The 16,278-nt window shown below is 64.7% G+C and carries 16 protein-coding genes; 3 read left to right on the forward strand and 13 right to left on the reverse strand.

All coding sequences use genetic code 11. The features are described from left to right. Positions 1–6: 6 nt before the first annotated feature. Together MTX19_RS19525 and pxpB are read right to left on the reverse strand one after the other, a co-directional pair. Positions 7–1,050, reverse strand: coding sequence for a biotin-dependent carboxyltransferase family protein (locus tag MTX19_RS19525; protein ID WP_280978882.1), 1,044 nt, complete (start codon positions 1,048–1,050; stop codon positions 7–9). Then, positions 1,047–1,778 (reverse strand): 5-oxoprolinase subunit PxpB, encoded by a 732-nt coding sequence (gene pxpB / locus MTX19_RS19530; RefSeq protein WP_280978883.1) that lies wholly within the window; start codon positions 1,776–1,778, stop codon positions 1,047–1,049. The genes MTX19_RS19525 and pxpB overlap by 4 nt, the downstream gene beginning before the upstream one ends. A 211-nt stretch (positions 1,779–1,989) precedes the next feature. Here pxpB and MTX19_RS19535 point away from each other — a divergent pair, with 211 nt between their 5' ends. Beyond that, a complete protein-coding gene (locus MTX19_RS19535; protein WP_280971541.1) occupies positions 1,990–2,688 on the forward strand; it encodes a ribonuclease activity regulator RraA in 699 nt (232 codons plus the stop codon). Positions 2,689–2,711: 23 nt separating this feature from the next. Next, positions 2,712–3,116 carry a cupin domain-containing protein gene (locus tag MTX19_RS19540; RefSeq protein ID WP_280971542.1) on the forward strand — a complete coding sequence of 135 codons (405 nt, stop codon included), beginning with the start codon at positions 2,712–2,714 and terminating at the stop codon, positions 3,114–3,116. A gap of 98 nt (positions 3,117–3,214) precedes the next feature. Here the strand turns inward: MTX19_RS19540 and MTX19_RS19545 are convergent, their stop codons facing one another. The 8 genes from MTX19_RS19545 to MTX19_RS19580 all read right to left on the reverse strand — a co-directional run bounded on the left by MTX19_RS19545 (position 3,215) and on the right by MTX19_RS19580 (position 11,639). Beyond that, positions 3,215–3,988: a transporter substrate-binding domain-containing protein gene (locus MTX19_RS19545; RefSeq protein ID WP_280978884.1), complete on the reverse strand. Its 774-nt coding sequence runs from the start codon at positions 3,986–3,988 to the stop codon at positions 3,215–3,217. 87 nt (positions 3,989–4,075) lie between these two features. Then, on the reverse strand, positions 4,076–4,642 hold the full coding sequence (locus MTX19_RS19550) for a hypothetical protein (protein ID WP_280978885.1): 567 nt from the start codon (positions 4,640–4,642) through the stop codon (positions 4,076–4,078). A gap of 79 nt (positions 4,643–4,721) precedes the next feature. Continuing rightward, positions 4,722–6,146 (reverse strand): amidase, encoded by a 1,425-nt coding sequence (locus MTX19_RS19555; RefSeq protein WP_280978886.1) that lies wholly within the window; start codon positions 6,144–6,146, stop codon positions 4,722–4,724. A 67-nt stretch (positions 6,147–6,213) separates the two neighbouring features. Further along, on the reverse strand, positions 6,214–7,203 hold the full coding sequence (locus MTX19_RS19560) for a hydroxyacid dehydrogenase (protein WP_280986116.1): 990 nt from the start codon (positions 7,201–7,203) through the stop codon (positions 6,214–6,216). 29 nt (positions 7,204–7,232) lie between these two features. Then, complete coding sequence (gene ugpC / locus MTX19_RS19565) at positions 7,233–8,333, reverse strand: sn-glycerol-3-phosphate ABC transporter ATP-binding protein UgpC (RefSeq protein ID WP_280978888.1); 1,101 nt, start codon at positions 8,331–8,333, stop codon at positions 7,233–7,235. 4 nt (positions 8,334–8,337) lie between these two features. Continuing rightward, positions 8,338–9,249 (reverse strand): carbohydrate ABC transporter permease, encoded by a 912-nt coding sequence (locus MTX19_RS19570; protein WP_280971548.1) that lies wholly within the window; start codon positions 9,247–9,249, stop codon positions 8,338–8,340. Beyond that, positions 9,249–10,181: a sugar ABC transporter permease gene (locus MTX19_RS19575; RefSeq protein ID WP_280978889.1), complete on the reverse strand. Its 933-nt coding sequence runs from the start codon at positions 10,179–10,181 to the stop codon at positions 9,249–9,251. The genes MTX19_RS19570 and MTX19_RS19575 overlap by 1 nt, the downstream gene beginning before the upstream one ends. 117 nt (positions 10,182–10,298) lie before the next feature. Then, positions 10,299–11,639, reverse strand: a complete 1,341-nt coding sequence (locus tag MTX19_RS19580; protein ID WP_280986117.1) for an extracellular solute-binding protein — start codon at positions 11,637–11,639, stop codon at positions 10,299–10,301. Positions 11,640–12,118: 479 nt separating this feature from the next. Between MTX19_RS19580 and MTX19_RS19585 the strand changes: the two genes are divergently transcribed. After that, positions 12,119–12,886 carry a Spy/CpxP family protein refolding chaperone gene (locus MTX19_RS19585; protein WP_280978890.1) on the forward strand — a complete coding sequence of 256 codons (768 nt, stop codon included), beginning with the start codon at positions 12,119–12,121 and terminating at the stop codon, positions 12,884–12,886. 256 nt (positions 12,887–13,142) lie between these two features. On the opposite strand, the gene MTX19_RS19590 is transcribed toward MTX19_RS19585, so the two are convergent. Genes MTX19_RS19590 through MTX19_RS19600 form a run of 3 tightly spaced genes read right to left on the reverse strand, consistent with a single transcriptional unit; the run spans position 13,143 to position 16,177 of the window. Further along, a complete protein-coding gene (locus MTX19_RS19590; protein ID WP_280978891.1) occupies positions 13,143–13,544 on the reverse strand; it encodes a VOC family protein in 402 nt (133 codons plus the stop codon). Between the two features lie 24 nt (positions 13,545–13,568). Continuing rightward, the gene (locus tag MTX19_RS19595; RefSeq protein WP_280978892.1) at positions 13,569–14,756 is read right to left on the reverse strand and encodes an acyl-CoA dehydrogenase family protein; all 1,188 of its coding nucleotides are present in this window, start codon (positions 14,754–14,756) and stop codon (positions 13,569–13,571) included. Positions 14,757–14,770: 14 nt separating this feature from the next. Then, positions 14,771–16,177 (reverse strand): MFS transporter, encoded by a 1,407-nt coding sequence (locus tag MTX19_RS19600; RefSeq protein ID WP_280978893.1) that lies wholly within the window; start codon positions 16,175–16,177, stop codon positions 14,771–14,773. Positions 16,178–16,278 lie beyond the last annotated feature (101 nt).

Consider the following 16,278-nt stretch of genomic DNA (forward strand, 5'->3'; position numbering starts at 1 on the left):
GTTGATCTAGCCGGACGCGGGTTCGGCAGCCTGCCAGGTCGTGGCGTCGACGGCGCTGACCGCCTGACCTGCGACGTTAGCATCTCTCAGCGCCTCGATGTTGAGGCCGAAATCCTCGCTGCCGCGCAGCCGGTCGGGCAGGGAGCGCAGCAGCTCGTGGAACTTTCTTGCTTCCGCCTGCGCCTCCGCCATCGTCACGGCCTTGAAGCGGAACGGGCGGCCGGCGGAGATCTGCGCGAAGCGGCAAAAATCCGCCGATATCACGGTCGCGATCTTCGGATAGCCGCCGCTGGTGCCGCGGTCCGGCATCAGCACGATCGGTTGGCCATTGCCCGGGATCTGGATGCTGCCGTTCACCGTGCCGTCGGACACGATGTTGTGGCCGTCGAGATGCTTGATGACGGGACCTTCGAGGCGATAGCCCATGCGGTCGCTGGTGGCCGATATCTTCCATTCGCTGTCGAGGAACAGCTTCTTGCTCTCCCCGGAGAACTCGTCGTCCTGCGGTCCGAACACGATGCGGATCGGCGCGTCATTGATCGCCGGCAGCTCGATCCGGCGCTCGGCGGCGCGGCTCGCGGCTTGTGTCGTCAGCTCGTCGCCATTCTGCAGCGGCCGCGGGTAGGGGCTTCCGAGCCCGGCACGGGCATTGACCGCGAGGCTGCCGAACATCGGCTCACCTTCGATGCCGTGCTCGATCGCGAGATAGCTGAACGATCCGCCGCGGGCAAAGCCAAGCGTGAGGGTTTCGCCGTCCGCCAGCGTCGCCGAACTGTTGAAGGCGATCGCGCGGCCGCCGATCTCGGCACTGCGTGGCGCACCCGCAAGTCCCACCCGCACCGCGCCGCCGCGTGCGGTGAAGGCGGCGCCGAACGGCCCGATCTCGACCGCAGCCGCGAACGGCTCGTTGCCGACCAGCGCGTTGGCGGCAGCCAGCGCCAGCCGGTCGATCGCGCCGCTGGGCGTCAGGCCGTAGCGCTGCGATCCCGGGCGCCCACCGTCCTGCACCGAGCTCGCGGGGCCGATCGTGGTGACGACGAGCTTGCTCATGGCGTCACCAGTTCGGCGATGAACTCGCCGGCCTCGGCGGCGCGGTCCTGTTCCGCGAATGTCTTGGCGTCCACTGCCGTGAAGGTGATGGCGTCCCCCGGCTCCAGCAGGAAGATCGGATCGCGATGCAGCTGGTAGGTTCTCACCGCAGTGCGGCCGAGCAGGTGCCAGCCGCTGGGGCCGGCAAGGCACTGCACGCCGGTCTGAATGCCGCCGATCGAGATCGTGCCCGCCGGGGTCAGCAGCCGCGGGTCCTTCCGGCGCGGCATATGCAGGAACTTTTCCAGGCCGCTCAGATAGGACCAGCCGGGTGTAAAGCCGATCATCGCGACGCGATAGTCGCCGGCTGTGTGACGCGCGACGATGTCCTCGGGCGTGGTGTCGAGCGCCTTCGCCACGTCCTCGAGGTCGATGCCGTTCTCGCCGCCATAGGCGACGGGGATGCGCCAGCGCCGCTTCCCGGCCGCGGTCGGCAGCGCCTTGGCCGCCTGCGCGAGCAGTTGCTCGCCGAGCGCGTCGAAGCCGATCTGCACCGGATCGTAATGCACCAGCAGCGAGCGGTAGGTCGGCACGGTCTCGGTAATGCCCGCGATCGGCTCCGCGGCGATGATGCGGTCGAGCGCCAGCACCCGCCGGTTGGCGGCATCGTCGATGGTGCGGCTGAATTCCACCGTGATGGCGCTGTCGCCACTCGGCAAAAGGCGGGGAGGGCTTAAAGGTTCGGCCATAGGTCAAGCAAACTCGTCGCGCATCAAGCTAGCGTGTTTTAGGGCGAAACGGAATTCGCCGGGTGCAAAATGATGCAGCAACTTCAATAAATTAATCGGCATGCCGGCGATAAATTTGGATGATCGCAGGATTTCCGCACGGCCCTTGACGCAAGGACTTTGCCCCGCAAGATGCGGCCACTGTTTCCTCCCACCGGAGCCTCAAGTCCCGATGTCCCTGTCTGCCGAAGCAATTGCGACCCTGTCGCACGTCTCCACCGCCACCATCACCACGGTCCTGCTCAAGAAGGGCCTGCGTAACGTCTGGATGCGCGGCACCAAGCCGCTGCGGCCGGGCGCAAAGCGGCTGGTCGGACCCGCCTTCACGCTGCGCTTCGTCCCGGCTCGCGAGGATCTGGCGACGCCGGAATCCTGGTCGTCGCCGATCTCGACCCGGACCGCGATCGAAGCCATGCCGGAAGGCTGCATCGCCGTGGTCGACGCCATGGGCATCACCGATGCCGGCATCTTCGGCGACATTCTGTGTGCCCGCATGGTCAAGCGCGGCGTGACCGCGTTGATCACCGACGGCGTCGTGCGCGATGTCGAGGGCGTGCTCGGCACGGGCCTTCCGGTGTGGTGCGACGGCTATGCGGCGCCGCCTTCGGTGGCGGGCCTGACCTTCGTCGGCTGGGGTGAACCGATCGGTTGCGGCGGCGTTGCCGTGTTTCCGAACGACATCGTGGTCGCCGACCAGGATGGCGCGGTGCTGATCCCGCAGGCGTTCCTCGACCACGTGCTGGCCGAAGGGCCGGAGCAGGAACGGATGGAGGCGTGGATCGTCAATGAGGTGAACAACGGCGCCCAGTTGCCCGGCCTCTATCCGATGAACGCCGAGACCAAGGCGCGCTACGCCGCAAGCAAGAAATAACTTCAGGAGAGCGAGGTAAGCCCATGGATATCCACGTTGCCGGCTCGCGGCCGACCCGCCGCGCGCCGAAGGAGAATTTCACCGGCACCGTGCTGCAGGATCCCATCAACATGGCGCCTGCGCCGGCGCGGCTCAACGCCTCGCGCGTGTCGTTCGAGCCCGGCGCGCGGACCGCCTGGCATTCCCATCCGCTCGGCCAGACGCTCTACGTGATATCAGGCATCGGCCGCGTGCAGGCCAAGGGCGGGCCTATCAGGGAGATCCGCCCCGGCGACGTCGTCTGGATTCCGCCGAACGAGAAGCACTGGCATGGCGCGTCGCCTGGCAACAGCATGACCCATATCGCCATGCAGGAGGCGCTTGACGGCGTCTACTCGACCTGGATGGAGCACGTCACCGACGAGGAATACAACGGCAAGGTCGGCTGAGCCGCCGACCGGTAGCCCGGATTGCGCGGCGCTCGATCCGGGCTACGACATTCGACCACGTCCAGGTCTGGCCGCCGGAAGCCGTGCGCTTCGGCTGCCTATTCAAACCATGCGGCGTAGATCTTCCTGTAGGTGCCGTCTTCCTTTGAGATGTGCAGCCACTGATCCACGAAATCCTTCAGCGCCACGTCGCGCTGCAGCCAATAGGCCTTCTCCGCGAAGTCGAACGGCTTGTCGGGATGCACCGCGCAGAGCACGCCCGGATGCAGCTTCTGCTGATAGCGCGTCTCGGATGCGTCGGTCATCATCAGGTCGGCGTCGCCCTTGGCGATCTCGTCGAAGATCTTCGTGTTGTCGTTGAACACGCGGATATCGGCGCTCTTCACGTTGGCGCGCGCGAAGCGCTCGTTGGTGCCGCCGGGGTTGACGATGACGCGGGTGCCCGGCTTGTCGATCTCGGCGAGCGTTTCGTACTTGTCCTTGTCGGCGCAGCGCGCAATCGGCGTCTTGCCCTCGCGCATGATCGGGGTCGAGAACAGGCCCTTCTTCTGCCGGTCGAAGGTGATGGAGACGCCGCCCATCGCAACATCGAAATTGTCGGCCTCGAAATCCTTCATCATCTGCGGCCAGGACGTCGGCACGAATTCGACCTTGACGCCGAGCGCCTTGCCGAGCGCTTGCGCCATGTCGACGTCGAAGCCGCGGAACGTCTTCGTCTCCTTGTCGAGATAGGTGAAGGGCAGGTAGTCGCCGGTCATGCCGACGCGCAGCGTGCCGCGCTTGAGGATGTCGTCGAGGCGAGACGGCGCTTGCTGCGCGTGAGCCACAGACAAGAGCATAGCCATCGCGAGGCCGACCAATGCACGAAACATCAACTTCTCCGTCAATTCCGATCATCGCAGCGACCGGCTCGCGCCGGCATCGCTAGCGGTCAATGGCCGGCACCGATCTCTATAAGCCTAGGCCTCGCTGTCGTCCCTGGGTACGAGGCTGGCGGGGGCCGCCCGGCTGATCATCTCTTGCTTGAAATGCTCGAAGCGCTGCCGTGCATCGGCCTCGCGATCGTCGACGAACTTGATCGCGGCGGCCGCCTCCATTGGACCGCTGACCAGCGGGGTCGATCCCTCACCAAAGGTCTCGTCGACATAGTAGCGGCCGCCGTCCTCGCGCACCGTCCAGCGGAAGCGAAGCGCAGCCATCGGGCCAGGGCCGGTTTTGGAATAGCCATTGGCCTCAATCGGCTGGACCTTGGCCTCGATCGGTTGGATCTGCTCCGGTTGGATCTGCTCTGCTTCGCTCGGCTCCGGCTCGCTCTGCGTGGGCTCGCTCGGCAAGGGCTCGTCTGACTGCGGCAGAGGCGGGGGCACTGTCACGGTCGCCGGCGGCTCCTCGACTGCGGGCGGTGGCTCCTCGACTGTGGCCGGTGGATTGTCCGCCGCCTTGGCCGGTCCGGGAGGCGTCGTCGTCTGATCGAGAATGCTCGCGATCGCCGCAAGCGCATTGTCGGTCGGGTCGTCGTGAGGCACGGTTCGGTCTCCAGGCAAGGCGTTGGCCGGGTTTGCCGGCGCGACTTCTATCTACCTGACTTGGCTGCCCTTTGTCAGCCTACGCACAAACCGGCGGACGCTTGTCCCGCCACGGGCGGACTTGCTCGAGCTGGCCGGCCAGACGGAACAGCCGTCCTTCCTCGCCGAGCCTGGCCGCGAACATCATGCCGAGAGGGAGCCCGGCCTTGTTCCAGGCCAATGGCACCGACATCGCAGGCTGGCCGGACATGTTGAACATCGAGGTGCCCGGCATGTAGCGGCGCAGGATCGGCGCGATGTGGCTCAAGTCCTCGGACATCGTGTTCAACTCGCCGAGCCGGAGCGGCGGCGCGCACAGCGTCGGGCTGAGGAAGACGTCGCAGCCCTCGAAGAAGGTTGCGAGCCCGCGTGAAATCTGGAACGCGGCAAGCTGCGCGGCGACATAGTCCGCCGGTGTCAGCTTGAGTGAATTCTGCGCGCTGGCGAGCGTGAGGTGCTCGACATCGTCGGAGGTCAGGGCGCGGCCGAGACGTTGCTCGAGCAGCCGCACCGTCAACGCCGTGTTGCCGCCGACGATCGCGGTCATCACCGGAGCCGGATCGGCGGCAAGCACGGGCGCACGCTCTTCGACATGATGGCCGAGGCCCGCCAGGAGCTTGGCGACATCGCGGACTGCGGCGGCAATCTCGGGATCGATCGCATCGCCGTAGGGCGACTTGTCGGTGAAGCTGATGCGGAGCTGGCCGGGGTCGCGGCCAACCTCCTGCGAGAACGGCCGCTCCGGCGGCGGTGCGACATAGGGGCTCGACGGTTCGGGACCGTGTACCGCGTCCATCATGACCGCGCTGTCGCGGACGCTGATGCTGAGCACATGGCCGACGGAGAAGCCGCCCCAGCCTTCGCCGCGGTCGGGGCCGACCGGGTTGCGCGCCCGGGTCGGCTTCATGCCGAACACGCCCGAGGCGGAGGCGGGAATTCGGATCGAGCCGCCGCCGTCGCTGGCATGCGCCACGGGCAGGATGCGCGCCGCGACCGCCGCGCCCGCGCCGCCGGACGAGCCGCCCGAGGAATGATCGAGATTCCATGGGTTGCGGGTCGGTCCGAACAGGCGGGTTTCCGTCGTCGGCATCAGCCCGAATTCCGGGCTCGAACTCTTGCCGAAAATCGTGACGCCGGCCTCCAGGAAGCGCTGGGCCAGCGTGCTGTTGTGATCGGCGACGAAGTCTTTCAGCACGCTGGCGCCCGACGTCGTGCGTGTGCCTTCGAGCGGATCGAGATCCTTCAGGAGGAACGGCACGCCGGTGAAGGGGCCGTCAGGCAGACCCTTGGCGATCTGGCGCTCGGCGTAATCGTAATGCTTGACAACGACCGCGTTGATCTGCGGATCGACCTTCGCCGTGCGGGCGATCGCCTCGTCGAGCAGCTCCTCTGGGGTCACCTCCTTCTTGCTGACGAGCCCTGCGAGACCGACCGCGTCGTAGTTGCCGAATTCCTTGAAACCCATATGGATGCTCCGCATTGCCGGGCCGACCTAGCGGATCGGCCGCGGCGCGAACAAGGGAGACTGAAACTCAGCCGAGGACGTCCTGATTGATCACGTTCTGGCGCAGCGGATTGCCGTCCAGAACGCTCAGGATATTGCGCGCCGTCTGCTCGCTCATCCGATCGACCGCCTCGACCGTGACGCCGGCGACATGCGGCGCCATGATCACGTTCGGCAGGCTGTGCAGGGGCTGGCCAACCGGCGGCGGCTCGACTTCGAACACGTCGAGGCCGGCGCCCGCGAGCTTGCCCGACACCAGCGCGTCGTGCAGCGCCTTTTCATCGACAATGCCGCCGCGCGCGGTGTTGATGAGGTAGGCGGTCGGCTTCATGCGCCTGAGCCGGGCCGCGTTGAACATGCCGACCGTCTCCGGCGCCTTCGGGCAGTGGATGGTGACGAAATCCGCGCGCGGCAGCGCCGCGTCGAGGTCCGGCACCGCTTCGCAGCCGGCGGCCGTGATCTCGCTGGCGGGCTTGTAGGGATCGTACACCAGCACATTCATTTCCATTGCCAGGCAGCGCTTGGCGGTGCGCGTGCCGATGCGGCCGAAGCCCACGATCAGGACCGTCTTGCCGTAGAGATCGAACGGCAGCACGCCGAGGCGGCTCGCCCAGGTGCCTTCCTTCACCATGGCGTGCATTTCCTGCGCGCGCTTGGCCAGCGTCAGCATCATGAACAGCGCGTGTTCGGCGACCGACGGGGAGTTCGCGGTGCCCGCGACCATCAGCGGCACCTTGCGGCGCGACAGCGCGGGCACGTCGACGGCGTCATAACCGACGCCGATCCGCGTCACCACCTTCATGTCCTTGGATGCTTCGAGCTCAGCTTCGCCGAAGCGGGTCGCGCCGAGCGCCACGCCGTGGACGGGCGCGTGCTGCTCCAGCATGGCCTGGAAATCCTTGGCGGAGATCAGGTTCGGAAATTCGACGAGTTCGATGTCGTCCCGCTCGTTGAGGAGAGCGCGTGCCCCCGGCGACAATGTCTGGGTGACGAAAATCTTGTTCTTGTTGGTGGCCATTTCCTGCCCTTGAGGTTTCTTTTGCGCCGTCAAAGGACGGCGCCGGTCACCTCGTTTAGCAAATGCATATTGTTGAGGTCCACAGCCAATCGGAGCGGGCTGCCATCCTGCGCGCCGGCATTGGGGCTGACCCGGCCGCAGATCTGGGTGCCGTCGAGCGTGAAGTAGACCAGGGTCTCCATGCCCATCGGCTCGGTGACGTCGAGCATCGCGTCGAACGGCTCGACGCCGGGCTCGGCATGCGGCCTGGACTCGGCGAGATGCTCGGGCCGGATGCCCAGCAGCAACTGGTCGGTTCGCGGCACGGCCTGGTAGCGGGCCGCACGTTGCGGTGGCAGCGGGAAGGCGAGGCGGTCGGTCAGCCGTACCTGCAACCTGCCTGCGTCGTCTTCGAGTCGGCACGGCACGAAGTTCATCGCCGGCGAGCCGATGAAGCTCGCAACGAACCGGGTCGCCGGCTTGTGATAGAGCTCGTTGGGCGTGCCGATCTGCTCGATGCGGCCGTGGTTCATCACCACCACGCGGTCGGCCAGCGTCATCGCCTCGACCTGGTCGTGGGTGACGTAGACGGTCGTGGTGCGAACCTTCTGGTGCACTTTCTTGATCTCGATCCGCATCTGCACGCGCAGCTTGGCGTCGAGGTTGGACAGCGGCTCGTCGAACAGGAACACCTTCGGATTGCGCACGATCGCCCGCCCCATCGCGACGCGCTGGCGCTGGCCGCCGGAGAGCTGCTTCGGCTTGCGGTCGATCAGGTCGGTGATGTCGAGCATGCGCGCGGCTTCGGCGACCCGGGTCTTGATCTCTGCCTTCGGATAGTGCTTCAGCCGCAGCCCGAACGACATGTTTTCGGCGACCGTCATATGCGGGTAGAGCGCGTAGTTCTGGAACACCATCGCGATGTCGCGGTCCTTCGGCGGCACGTCGTTGACGACGTCGCCGCCGATCATGATGTCGCCGTCGGAAATGTCCTCAAGGCCGGCGATCATCCTCAACGTGGTCGACTTGCCGCAGCCGGACGGTCCGACCAGCACCACGAACTCATGGTCGGCGATGTCGAGGTCGATGCCGCGCACCGCCTCGACGTCGTCATAACGTTTCACCACCTTGCGCAACGTAACGTCAGCCATGAGTTCAACCCTTTGTCGCACCGGCGGTCAGGCCGGCAATGTAGTAGTCCATCAGGAAGGCGTAGATGATCAGTGGCGGCGCGGCGCCGAGCAGGGCGCCGGTCATGATCTGACCCCAGTTGAACACGTCGCCCTTGATCAGGGTCGTGATGATGCCCACCGGCAGCACGAGCTGGTCGGTCGAGGTGGTGAACACCAGCGGATAGAGGAACTGCGCCCAGGACACGGTGAAGGCGAAGATCGTCGCCGCGATCAAGCCGGGCAGCGCGACCGGGATGAAGATCCGCGTCAGCGTCTGGAACCAGCTCGCGCCGTCGATGATAGCAGCCTCATCGAGCTCCTTCGGGATCGAGGCGAAATAGCCAATCATGATCCAGGTGCAGAACGGCACCGTCAGCGTCGGATAGATGAACAGCAGAACATACCAGCGGTTGACGAGCTGGATGCCGGTCCAGTCGCCGAACTGCGCGAACATCTTGAACAGCGGAATGAACAACAGGCTGTCCGGAATGAGATAGGTGAGGAAGACGCCGGTCGCGAGCGTGGCCGACCCCCAGAACTTCATTCGCGCCAGCGCGAAGGCTGCCGGCACGCTGATCAGCATGGTGATGGTCACCACGATGATCGAGACCCATGCCGAATTCCAGAAGAAGCGCAGGAACTGGTTCGAGCTCAGGAGCTCGATATAGTTCGAGAGCGTCGGATGAAAGACCCACCACGGATTGGTCGCCGCCGAGATCTCGGCGCTGCTCTTCAGCGAGGTGATCAGCATGTAGAGCGGCGGCGTCAGCGAGAAGATCGCAAACAGCACCAGGAAAAAATAGGACCAGCGCAGCGCCCAGGCGCGATCGCGGCTCATGCTGCCGTATTTGACCTTCCGTCGGGGACCGGACTTGTCGATCGTGACCGTGCTCATCAGGCTTCATTCCCGCGTTTGGTGACGTCGCGCAGTATGAAGATCGCCGCGATCGCCAGGATCGGCACCATGAACAGCGAAACGCTGGCGCCGAGCGGAATATCGCTGCCCTCGATGCCGACGCGGAACGCCCAGGTCGCGAAGATGTGGGTGTGGTCGAGCGGACCGCCGGCAGTCAGGATGCGCACGATGTCGAAATTGGCGAAGGTCACGATCAGCGAGAACAGAGTCGTGATCGCTATGATATTGCGCATCATCGGCAGCGTTACGTACCAGATACGCTGCCACCAATTGGCACCGTCGATGGCAGCCGCCTCATAGAGCTGCTCAGGCACCGATTTCAGCGCCGCCAGATACATGATCATGAAGAACGGCGCGCCGTACCAGACGTTGACCAGGATAACGGAGAAGCGCGCCCACATTGCGTCACCGGTCCACGGGATAGGTCCGATGCCGAAGAACGAGAGCGTGTAGTTGAACGCGCTGTAAGAGGGATCGAACAGCCAGAGCCAGGCCAGCGTGCTCATCGCCGGCGGGATCACCCACGGCACCAGCAGCATGCCGCGCCATTTCCGCTGCTTCTTGGCCGGCACGTTGTGCACGAAATGCGCGACGATGAAGCCGATCAGCGCTTTGAAGATCACCGCCGAGATGGCGAAAATGCAGGATTGCTTGACCACCAGCCAGAAGGTGTCGCGCTTGAACAGGAACTCGAAATTCCCAAAGCCGACGAATTTCGTCATCGCCTTGTTCAGCGTCGCCAGGTGCAGGGAATAGAGGGCCGGATAAAGCACCAGTACGCCAACGAGGAGGATCAAAGGCAGCGTCATCAGGAACGCGACCATCGACTTGCGCCGCAGCGCGTTGCGTAAGCCGGTGCGCCTGCGCGCAGCTGTCGCAACGCGGTTCGATCGCAAAGTGATATCAACCATGACGCAGGTCCCTTGCGCGGTCGGTTGTAGGACCGGCCGCCGATGCGGCGGCCGGAATGCGAAGGTGAGCCCTCGTACGGCCGACGTCGCAGGCCGTCGCGAGGACTCGGGTTGTCGTCAGCTTCGCATGAAGCCTTCGCACTCGCCTTCGGCCCAGGCGAGCGTGCTCTCCATGCTCTCACCCTGATAATATCTCAGGCACATCTTGGTCAGCGTGGCCTGGAAGTAGATTTGCTGTGCGACCTTGGGCGGTGCGGGCGAGGCCGCAATCGACAGCGTCTGATGGTGGTAGGGGTTCGGGTAGTGGTAGAGCGTGCCCTTCGGCGGCTCTTCCTCCGCCCAGACCTTCAAGGTCGTGAGCTTCTCGTAGGCCGGCAGATCATAGCCACCGCTTGCGATCACCATCTTCTCGATCGATGCCGGCTGCGACAGGAACGACAGCAAGCTCTTGGCTGCCTCCTTGTTCTTGGAGAACGACCAGATCGACCAGAAGAACGGCAGGTAGGGGGCGAAGCGCCCCTTGGGGCCGGCTGGGAAGCCGTGGGTCCAGCATTGCGCCGCGACCTGCGGCGCATCGCGTTTGGCGACCGCCCATGCGCTTGGCGGGTTCATGATCATCGCGCCCTTGCCGGACACCAGCCATTTGTTGTTGGAAGCGTCGTCCCAGGCCGAGACGTCGGGCGGCAGGAAGGCGATCAGCTTCTTGTAGAAGTCGAGGGCCTGGCGCACCGCATCGGTCTTGACCGTCAGATTGCCCTTGGCATCGACGAGCTGGGCGCCGAATGACTGGAAGATCGCGCCTGCGGTGTCGACGCTATCGCTGGTCTCGCCGAGGCCGATGCCGAATGGGTAGCCGCCCTTGTGACAAGCTTCCGCTGCCTTCAGGAACGTGTCCAGCGTCCAGTTGTCGGCTTTTGGCGGGCTTCCGGCCGGATACATCGCCTGCACGTCAATGTTGGCCAGCTTCTTCATCAGGTCAATGCGCGAGCAGGGGCCTTTGATCTGGCTCCCGACGCTGGCGGGAACTCCAAGCCACTTGCCGTCGGCCTGGCCGAGATACTTGACGGTGCCGTTGACCTCGCCGTTCAGCTTGATCAGCGGCTCCATAATGTCATTGACGGGCTCGAGCAGCTCGGCGTTGGACTGCGGCCACCATGTCGGCATCTGGAAAATGTCGTGACCGGATTTCGCTTGCGCCTCGGCGGCGATGGTCACGATGTTCTTGTTGCCCTGGCTCGTGATGTAGTCGAGCTGGACTTCGACCTTCTCCTTCGCGGCCCACTCGTTGACCAACTCAGTAGAGGCCTTGTTGGCACCCGGTACCCAGTGGTCCCAGAAACCCATCGAGAGCTTCCCAGCAGCGTAGGCGCCACGGACATAGGGGGCCGTAATCAGCGCCGCCGATGACAGCGCTGTCGCAGTAACGAATTGTCGTCGTGAAAGCTTCTTCCGTGACATGGCATTCCCTCCCTGGCGAGCCGACGGACAAAAGACCTTGGAAATCTCATTGCTAGTTATTGTGCGTCGCGTTCGCGCGACGTCGAGAGATTTCGTTGCTGCCGATCAGAACAGAATTGCTGGCGTCTGTCGAGAAATCACAGAGTTGCACGCATAGAACTAACGTTGTGGTCAAATCGCAGGCAGTGCAGCGCACATGATTGCGATTGTAGCTCGATTGCAGCGGCCTTTGCGATCATGCTGCGCCGCACGCGGAAGCCGGGGCACGCGCATCTTTGCGCGGTGCGCGGTTGAGCCGCAGGTTCCTCGCCAAGCGGCAAGGCGGTTCGGGCGCCGCATGTCGTCATCGTCGTGCGCGTCGCCGCCAATAGACTTGGCGAAGCTGGAAACGATAAGGTCGGGATCAGTCGACGACCCGCATTGTCCCCCTGCATGAACTGGAAGCCTTCAATCCCACCATCGAGCACGGAGACCCGATCATGCCCATCCCGGTAGCGAAGCCGCGCCTGTGGTGGAAACTGTGCGTCGCGGTCGGCACGGCGGCCACCGTTGCGCTGTTTGCAGGCCCCCATATCGTCGATGCGCAGATCGTGCAGGGCGTCGAAAAGGGTGCGCGCGAAGGCTCAAAGGCCGCCGGACCGGTCGGCGGCGTCCTGGGAGGCGCCATCGGAGGAGTGGTCGGGGTGGTGACCGGGGTCACGGGGGTATTCACCGGCAACAACGCCGACACTCCCAACAAGGCAAACGGCAAGAGCGCGCAGTCGCAGTCGGGCGCGCCGAGAGACAAGCAGGGCGCCAAGGGCCCGAAGTCGGCCAAGACTGCGAGAGACACTGCTCGAGACAAGGGCGCGAAGCAAGCGGCCGTCCCGACCCAGGAGGGGGTGCCGCAACTCACCGCCGAGCAGATCGTCGCCAACAGCGACGCCAACATCGAACGGATCAAGACGGAGCTGAACCTCACGCCGGAACAGGAGAAGCACTGGCTGGGATTCAGCAGCGCGATGCACTATCTCGGTCACAACGGTGCCGACCGCGTCAATCTCCGCATCGCGCGGGCGCAACGCGATCCGCCCGACGACATCATCGAGCAGATGCGCAACGAGGCCCAGTTCCTTAACGATCGCGCCGTCGATCAGCGCAACGTCGCCGATGCGGCCGAGCCGCTCTACGCCAGCCTGGATGAGAAGCAGAAACAAATCTTCATCAATGAAATGGTGCGCCTCAGCCACGAGCGCGGGCTCGACTGACGCCGAACAGGTCAGGCCGCGACGAATAGCCGGGCCGCCAGGCCCTGGGGTAGGTTAAAGGCGCGACTCCCGGCTATCCTGCCGCAGCGGTGCGGCCCCGCCACCTCGTCATTCAATCTTGAAGAAAAGCGGACCGGATCACGCCCGACTGGTGGCCGAGTTGGGGTCTTGTCGGGAACCAGGGGCTTCCCGGTGACGCGAAACCGGCAAACAGCGGGGCCGGCCGATCAGGCGCAGGTAGTCCGACGATGTCTGTTCAGGCCTTCGGGAAGTTCAACTCCACGCCGATGCCGTCGGGGTCGTAGAGGAAGATCTGGGTGTCGCCGGTCCGCGGCACGATCTGCTCGCGGAATTTGACATGCCTGGCCTGCAGGCGCTTCCTGACGCCGTCGACGTCGGTGGCGGCGAAGGCGATGTGATCGAGTCGGCCGGTGTCCTCGTATTTCTTCTCGGTGCCGCGCACCACGATGCCTTCGCGCGGCTTGCGGGTGCCCATCAGGTGCACGGTCGCCTGGCCGCCCGAATAGAGCCAGTAGCCGGGGAAATCGAGTGGCGGGCGATCACCATTTTCCAGGCCCAGCACGTCGCAATAGAACTCCTTGGTCTTCTCGAGATCCTGCGGCTCGATGGTGTAATGCTGCAGTCCGCCCAATGGCATGGTTCTTCTCCTTGAGAAATCGGGTTAGACGAAGGCGAGGTCCACATCGGCGCCCAGCATCCAAGCGCCCACGGTCTCGAAATGGCTGAGCCGCCCCTGCAATTGCTGGGTCACGGTATGGATGTCGCGGAAGCGCCGTTCGAGTGGATGGCCCTCGAAGATCGCGGTGGCGCCAGCGGCATTGTAGGCGAAGTCGACCGCCTCCCGCGCCTTGTGGATCGCATGTGTCGCCGCCATCCGGATGGTCATGCGCTGCGCCACCGTGATGCTGTGGCCGGCAACCAGATCCTCCCAGATATCGGCCATCGATTGCAGCAGGAAAGCGCGGGCGGCGCGCAGATTGACCTCGGCCTGCGCCAGGCCCGACTGCACCACGGCATTGTCGCGGATCGGGCTCTTCATGCCACGCGGCACCTTGTTGCGGACGACGTCGACGAAATTGTCGAGCGCGCTGCGGGCAATGCCGCAGGCGACGCCGGCGAAGCCGACCTGATAGCAGGTGTGCGCGCTCATCCGGTAGAGCGGACCGGCCTCGCGGCATTCGCGGTCGAACTCGCGGGTGATCGAATGGTCCGAGCGGACGAAGAAATCATTCAGCGCGAACTGGTCGCTCGCGGTGCCGCGCAGGCCGACGGTGTTCCAAATGTCGGTCCACTCGACGTCCTCAGTCCGCACCAGCATGGTGCGCTCGACCTGCTCACCATTGGCATCCCGTTTGGGCGAGCAGTCGGCCGCGTAGATCGGGCAGTGGGCGCCGAGCCAGGTGGCGTGCCGGCCGCCGGAGGCGAACGACCAGACGCCCGTGACGCGGTAGCCGCCCTCGCACTCGACAGCTCTGACCTTTGGCCCCGGGCCCCAGGCGAGCACCGCGCGCGGATCGGCAAAGATCTCCTGTGCGACCGGCAGGTCGAGATAGGCCGCGGACATCGCGCAGCCGCCGGCCTGGCTCAGGCACCATGCCGTCGAGGCATCGGCCTTGGCGATGGTCTCGATGACGTGAAAGAAGGTGACGGGATCGGTCTCGATCCCGTCCGACGAGCGCGGCAGCAGCAGGCGGAACAGCCGTGCCTCATGCAGTCGGTCGAGCAAATCGGGCGGCAGCCGGCGTGTCATCTCGATGTTATCGGAGGCAGCCGCTACGTCCGCCCGGATTGCCTCGGCACAGGCGATCACGTCGCGATCGCCAACAAGATCGGCCGATATCACGCTCATGTCCGCCTCCCTCATCAGGCTTGCCGGATCGTCGCCGAGGCCGCGACGTCGGCCGTTGCGTTCAGCTCCTTGTCAATCTGCTCGATCGACTTGCCCCTGGTCTCCAGGCCGAAGACGTAATAGACGGCGCCCGCCATCAGGAACCAGCAGCCGAGATAGACGAAGGCGGTCGGGATCTGGGTCAGCGGCACGTCCGGCTTGAGGTAGTTGTTCGAGCCGACGATCAGGGCAAGGCCGACCGGCCCGATGATCTTGCCGATGCCGCCGAAACCGTAGGCCGAGCCCATGCCCGTGGTGCGCAGGTGCGACGGCCAGACCTCCGCTGCGTAGGGTCCGACGATCGCAAAGCCGCCGTCGGCGAAGAAGAACGCGGCGGCCAGCAGCAGCCAGAAGGCCGACATGCCGAACAGCGTCGCATCATAATGATAGCCGGCAATGATCGTCAGCGCGCCGGCGCCGAACCCGAGCAGGCCGCCCGCGATGCGTCGTCCCAACAGTTCAGAGAAATAGGAGAACGCGACGCGGCCGATGAAACCGGAGATGCTGAGCAGGACCATCATCTTGGCGGCTTCCTGCGGCGTGACCTTCAGGAGCAGCACGAACAGCGCGGGCGCCCAAAGCGTAATACCGTAGACGCCGGTCTGCGCGCCGGCATTGCCGAGCCAGGAGACGATCAGGCTGCGCGGATATTTGAACAGGTCGAGCCAACCCGTCTTGATGATCGGACCGGCGTCGGCCGCGGTCGGCAATGGCAGTTCCGATGGTTGTACCTGCAACGCCCAGGCAAGCGACTTGCGGGCTTCGTCATAGCGTCCTTGCCGGCACAGCCAGCGCGGCGATTCCGGAACCCAGAGCCGCACGAGCAGCACCAGGAGCGACGGCAACACACCGATCGCGAACAATAGCCGCCACTGGTCGGTGCCCACGAACGCCCCCAGCACAGCACCAATTCCGACGCCGAGCGGGATCACACAGGTGACAAGGCCGCCGACCCAACCGCGCTTGTGTGAGGGCATGAATTCCTGCACCAGCGGCAGGTCGACACAATAAAGCCCGCCGACGCCGGTGCCGACGAAGAAACGCAGGATCGTCAGATAGATCCAGCCATTGTCTGGAGTGAAATAGAGCAGGCCGGTCGCGATCGAGAAGTTCAGCACCGTGCCGATGAACACGATGCGGCGGCCGACCCGGTCGGCGAGCCAGCCCCAGAGAAAGGCGCCGATAATGGCGCCGATGCCTGAACTCATCAGCACGGTGGCGGACTGGCCGAAGGTGAGTTTCCACGGACCGATCAGGAAGGCGAGCACGAAGCCGATCAGAAAGTAGTCGAAGAATTCCAGGGCATCGCCGATGATAGCGGCGGCAAGGATCTTGATCTGGTTGCCGGTCAGAGTCGTCCGGCGATCGAGAATCTCGAACATGGCGTCTCCCCTTGGCGCCAGTTCTTGTTCAGGGCGGGCGTCGCGCCGTCGCACCGCAGATGTGTGAGGCTATCCTTCCGCTGTCGCGAACGACAAGCTGG

This window comes from Bradyrhizobium sp. ISRA464 (genome assembly GCF_029910095.1).
Classification (GTDB): domain Bacteria; phylum Pseudomonadota; class Alphaproteobacteria; order Rhizobiales; family Xanthobacteraceae; genus Bradyrhizobium.

What these genes read in the sequence shown, in the direction of transcription:
- MTX19_RS19560 (WP_280986116.1), bottom strand. Translation starts at nt 7,203, where the DNA reads ATGGCCACCAACAAGAACAAGATTTTCGTCACCCAGACATTGTCGCCG.
- MTX19_RS19535 (WP_280971541.1), top strand. Translation starts at nt 1,990, where the DNA reads ATGTCCCTGTCTGCCGAAGCAATTGCGACCCTGTCGCACGTCTCCACC.
- MTX19_RS19525 (WP_280978882.1), bottom strand. Translation starts at nt 1,050, where the DNA reads ATGAGCAAGCTCGTCGTCACCACGATCGGCCCCGCGAGCTCGGTGCAG.
- MTX19_RS19545 (WP_280978884.1), bottom strand. Translation starts at nt 3,988, where the DNA reads ATGTTTCGTGCATTGGTCGGCCTCGCGATGGCTATGCTCTTGTCTGTG.
- MTX19_RS19585 (WP_280978890.1), top strand. Translation starts at nt 12,119, where the DNA reads ATGCCCATCCCGGTAGCGAAGCCGCGCCTGTGGTGGAAACTGTGCGTC.
- MTX19_RS19590 (WP_280978891.1), bottom strand. Translation starts at nt 13,544, where the DNA reads ATGCCATTGGGCGGACTGCAGCATTACACCATCGAGCCGCAGGATCTC.
- pxpB (WP_280978883.1), bottom strand. Translation starts at nt 1,778, where the DNA reads ATGGCCGAACCTTTAAGCCCTCCCCGCCTTTTGCCGAGTGGCGACAGC.
- ugpC (WP_280978888.1), bottom strand. Translation starts at nt 8,333, where the DNA reads ATGGCTGACGTTACGTTGCGCAAGGTGGTGAAACGTTATGACGACGTC.
- MTX19_RS19555 (WP_280978886.1), bottom strand. Translation starts at nt 6,146, where the DNA reads ATGGGTTTCAAGGAATTCGGCAACTACGACGCGGTCGGTCTCGCAGGG.
- MTX19_RS19575 (WP_280978889.1), bottom strand. Translation starts at nt 10,181, where the DNA reads ATGGTTGATATCACTTTGCGATCGAACCGCGTTGCGACAGCTGCGCGC.
- MTX19_RS19595 (WP_280978892.1), bottom strand. Translation starts at nt 14,756, where the DNA reads ATGAGCGTGATATCGGCCGATCTTGTTGGCGATCGCGACGTGATCGCC.
- MTX19_RS19580 (WP_280986117.1), bottom strand. Translation starts at nt 11,639, where the DNA reads ATGTCACGGAAGAAGCTTTCACGACGACAATTCGTTACTGCGACAGCG.
- MTX19_RS19570 (WP_280971548.1), bottom strand. Translation starts at nt 9,249, where the DNA reads ATGAGCACGGTCACGATCGACAAGTCCGGTCCCCGACGGAAGGTCAAA.
- MTX19_RS19540 (WP_280971542.1), top strand. Translation starts at nt 2,712, where the DNA reads ATGGATATCCACGTTGCCGGCTCGCGGCCGACCCGCCGCGCGCCGAAG.
- MTX19_RS19600 (WP_280978893.1), bottom strand. Translation starts at nt 16,177, where the DNA reads ATGTTCGAGATTCTCGATCGCCGGACGACTCTGACCGGCAACCAGATC.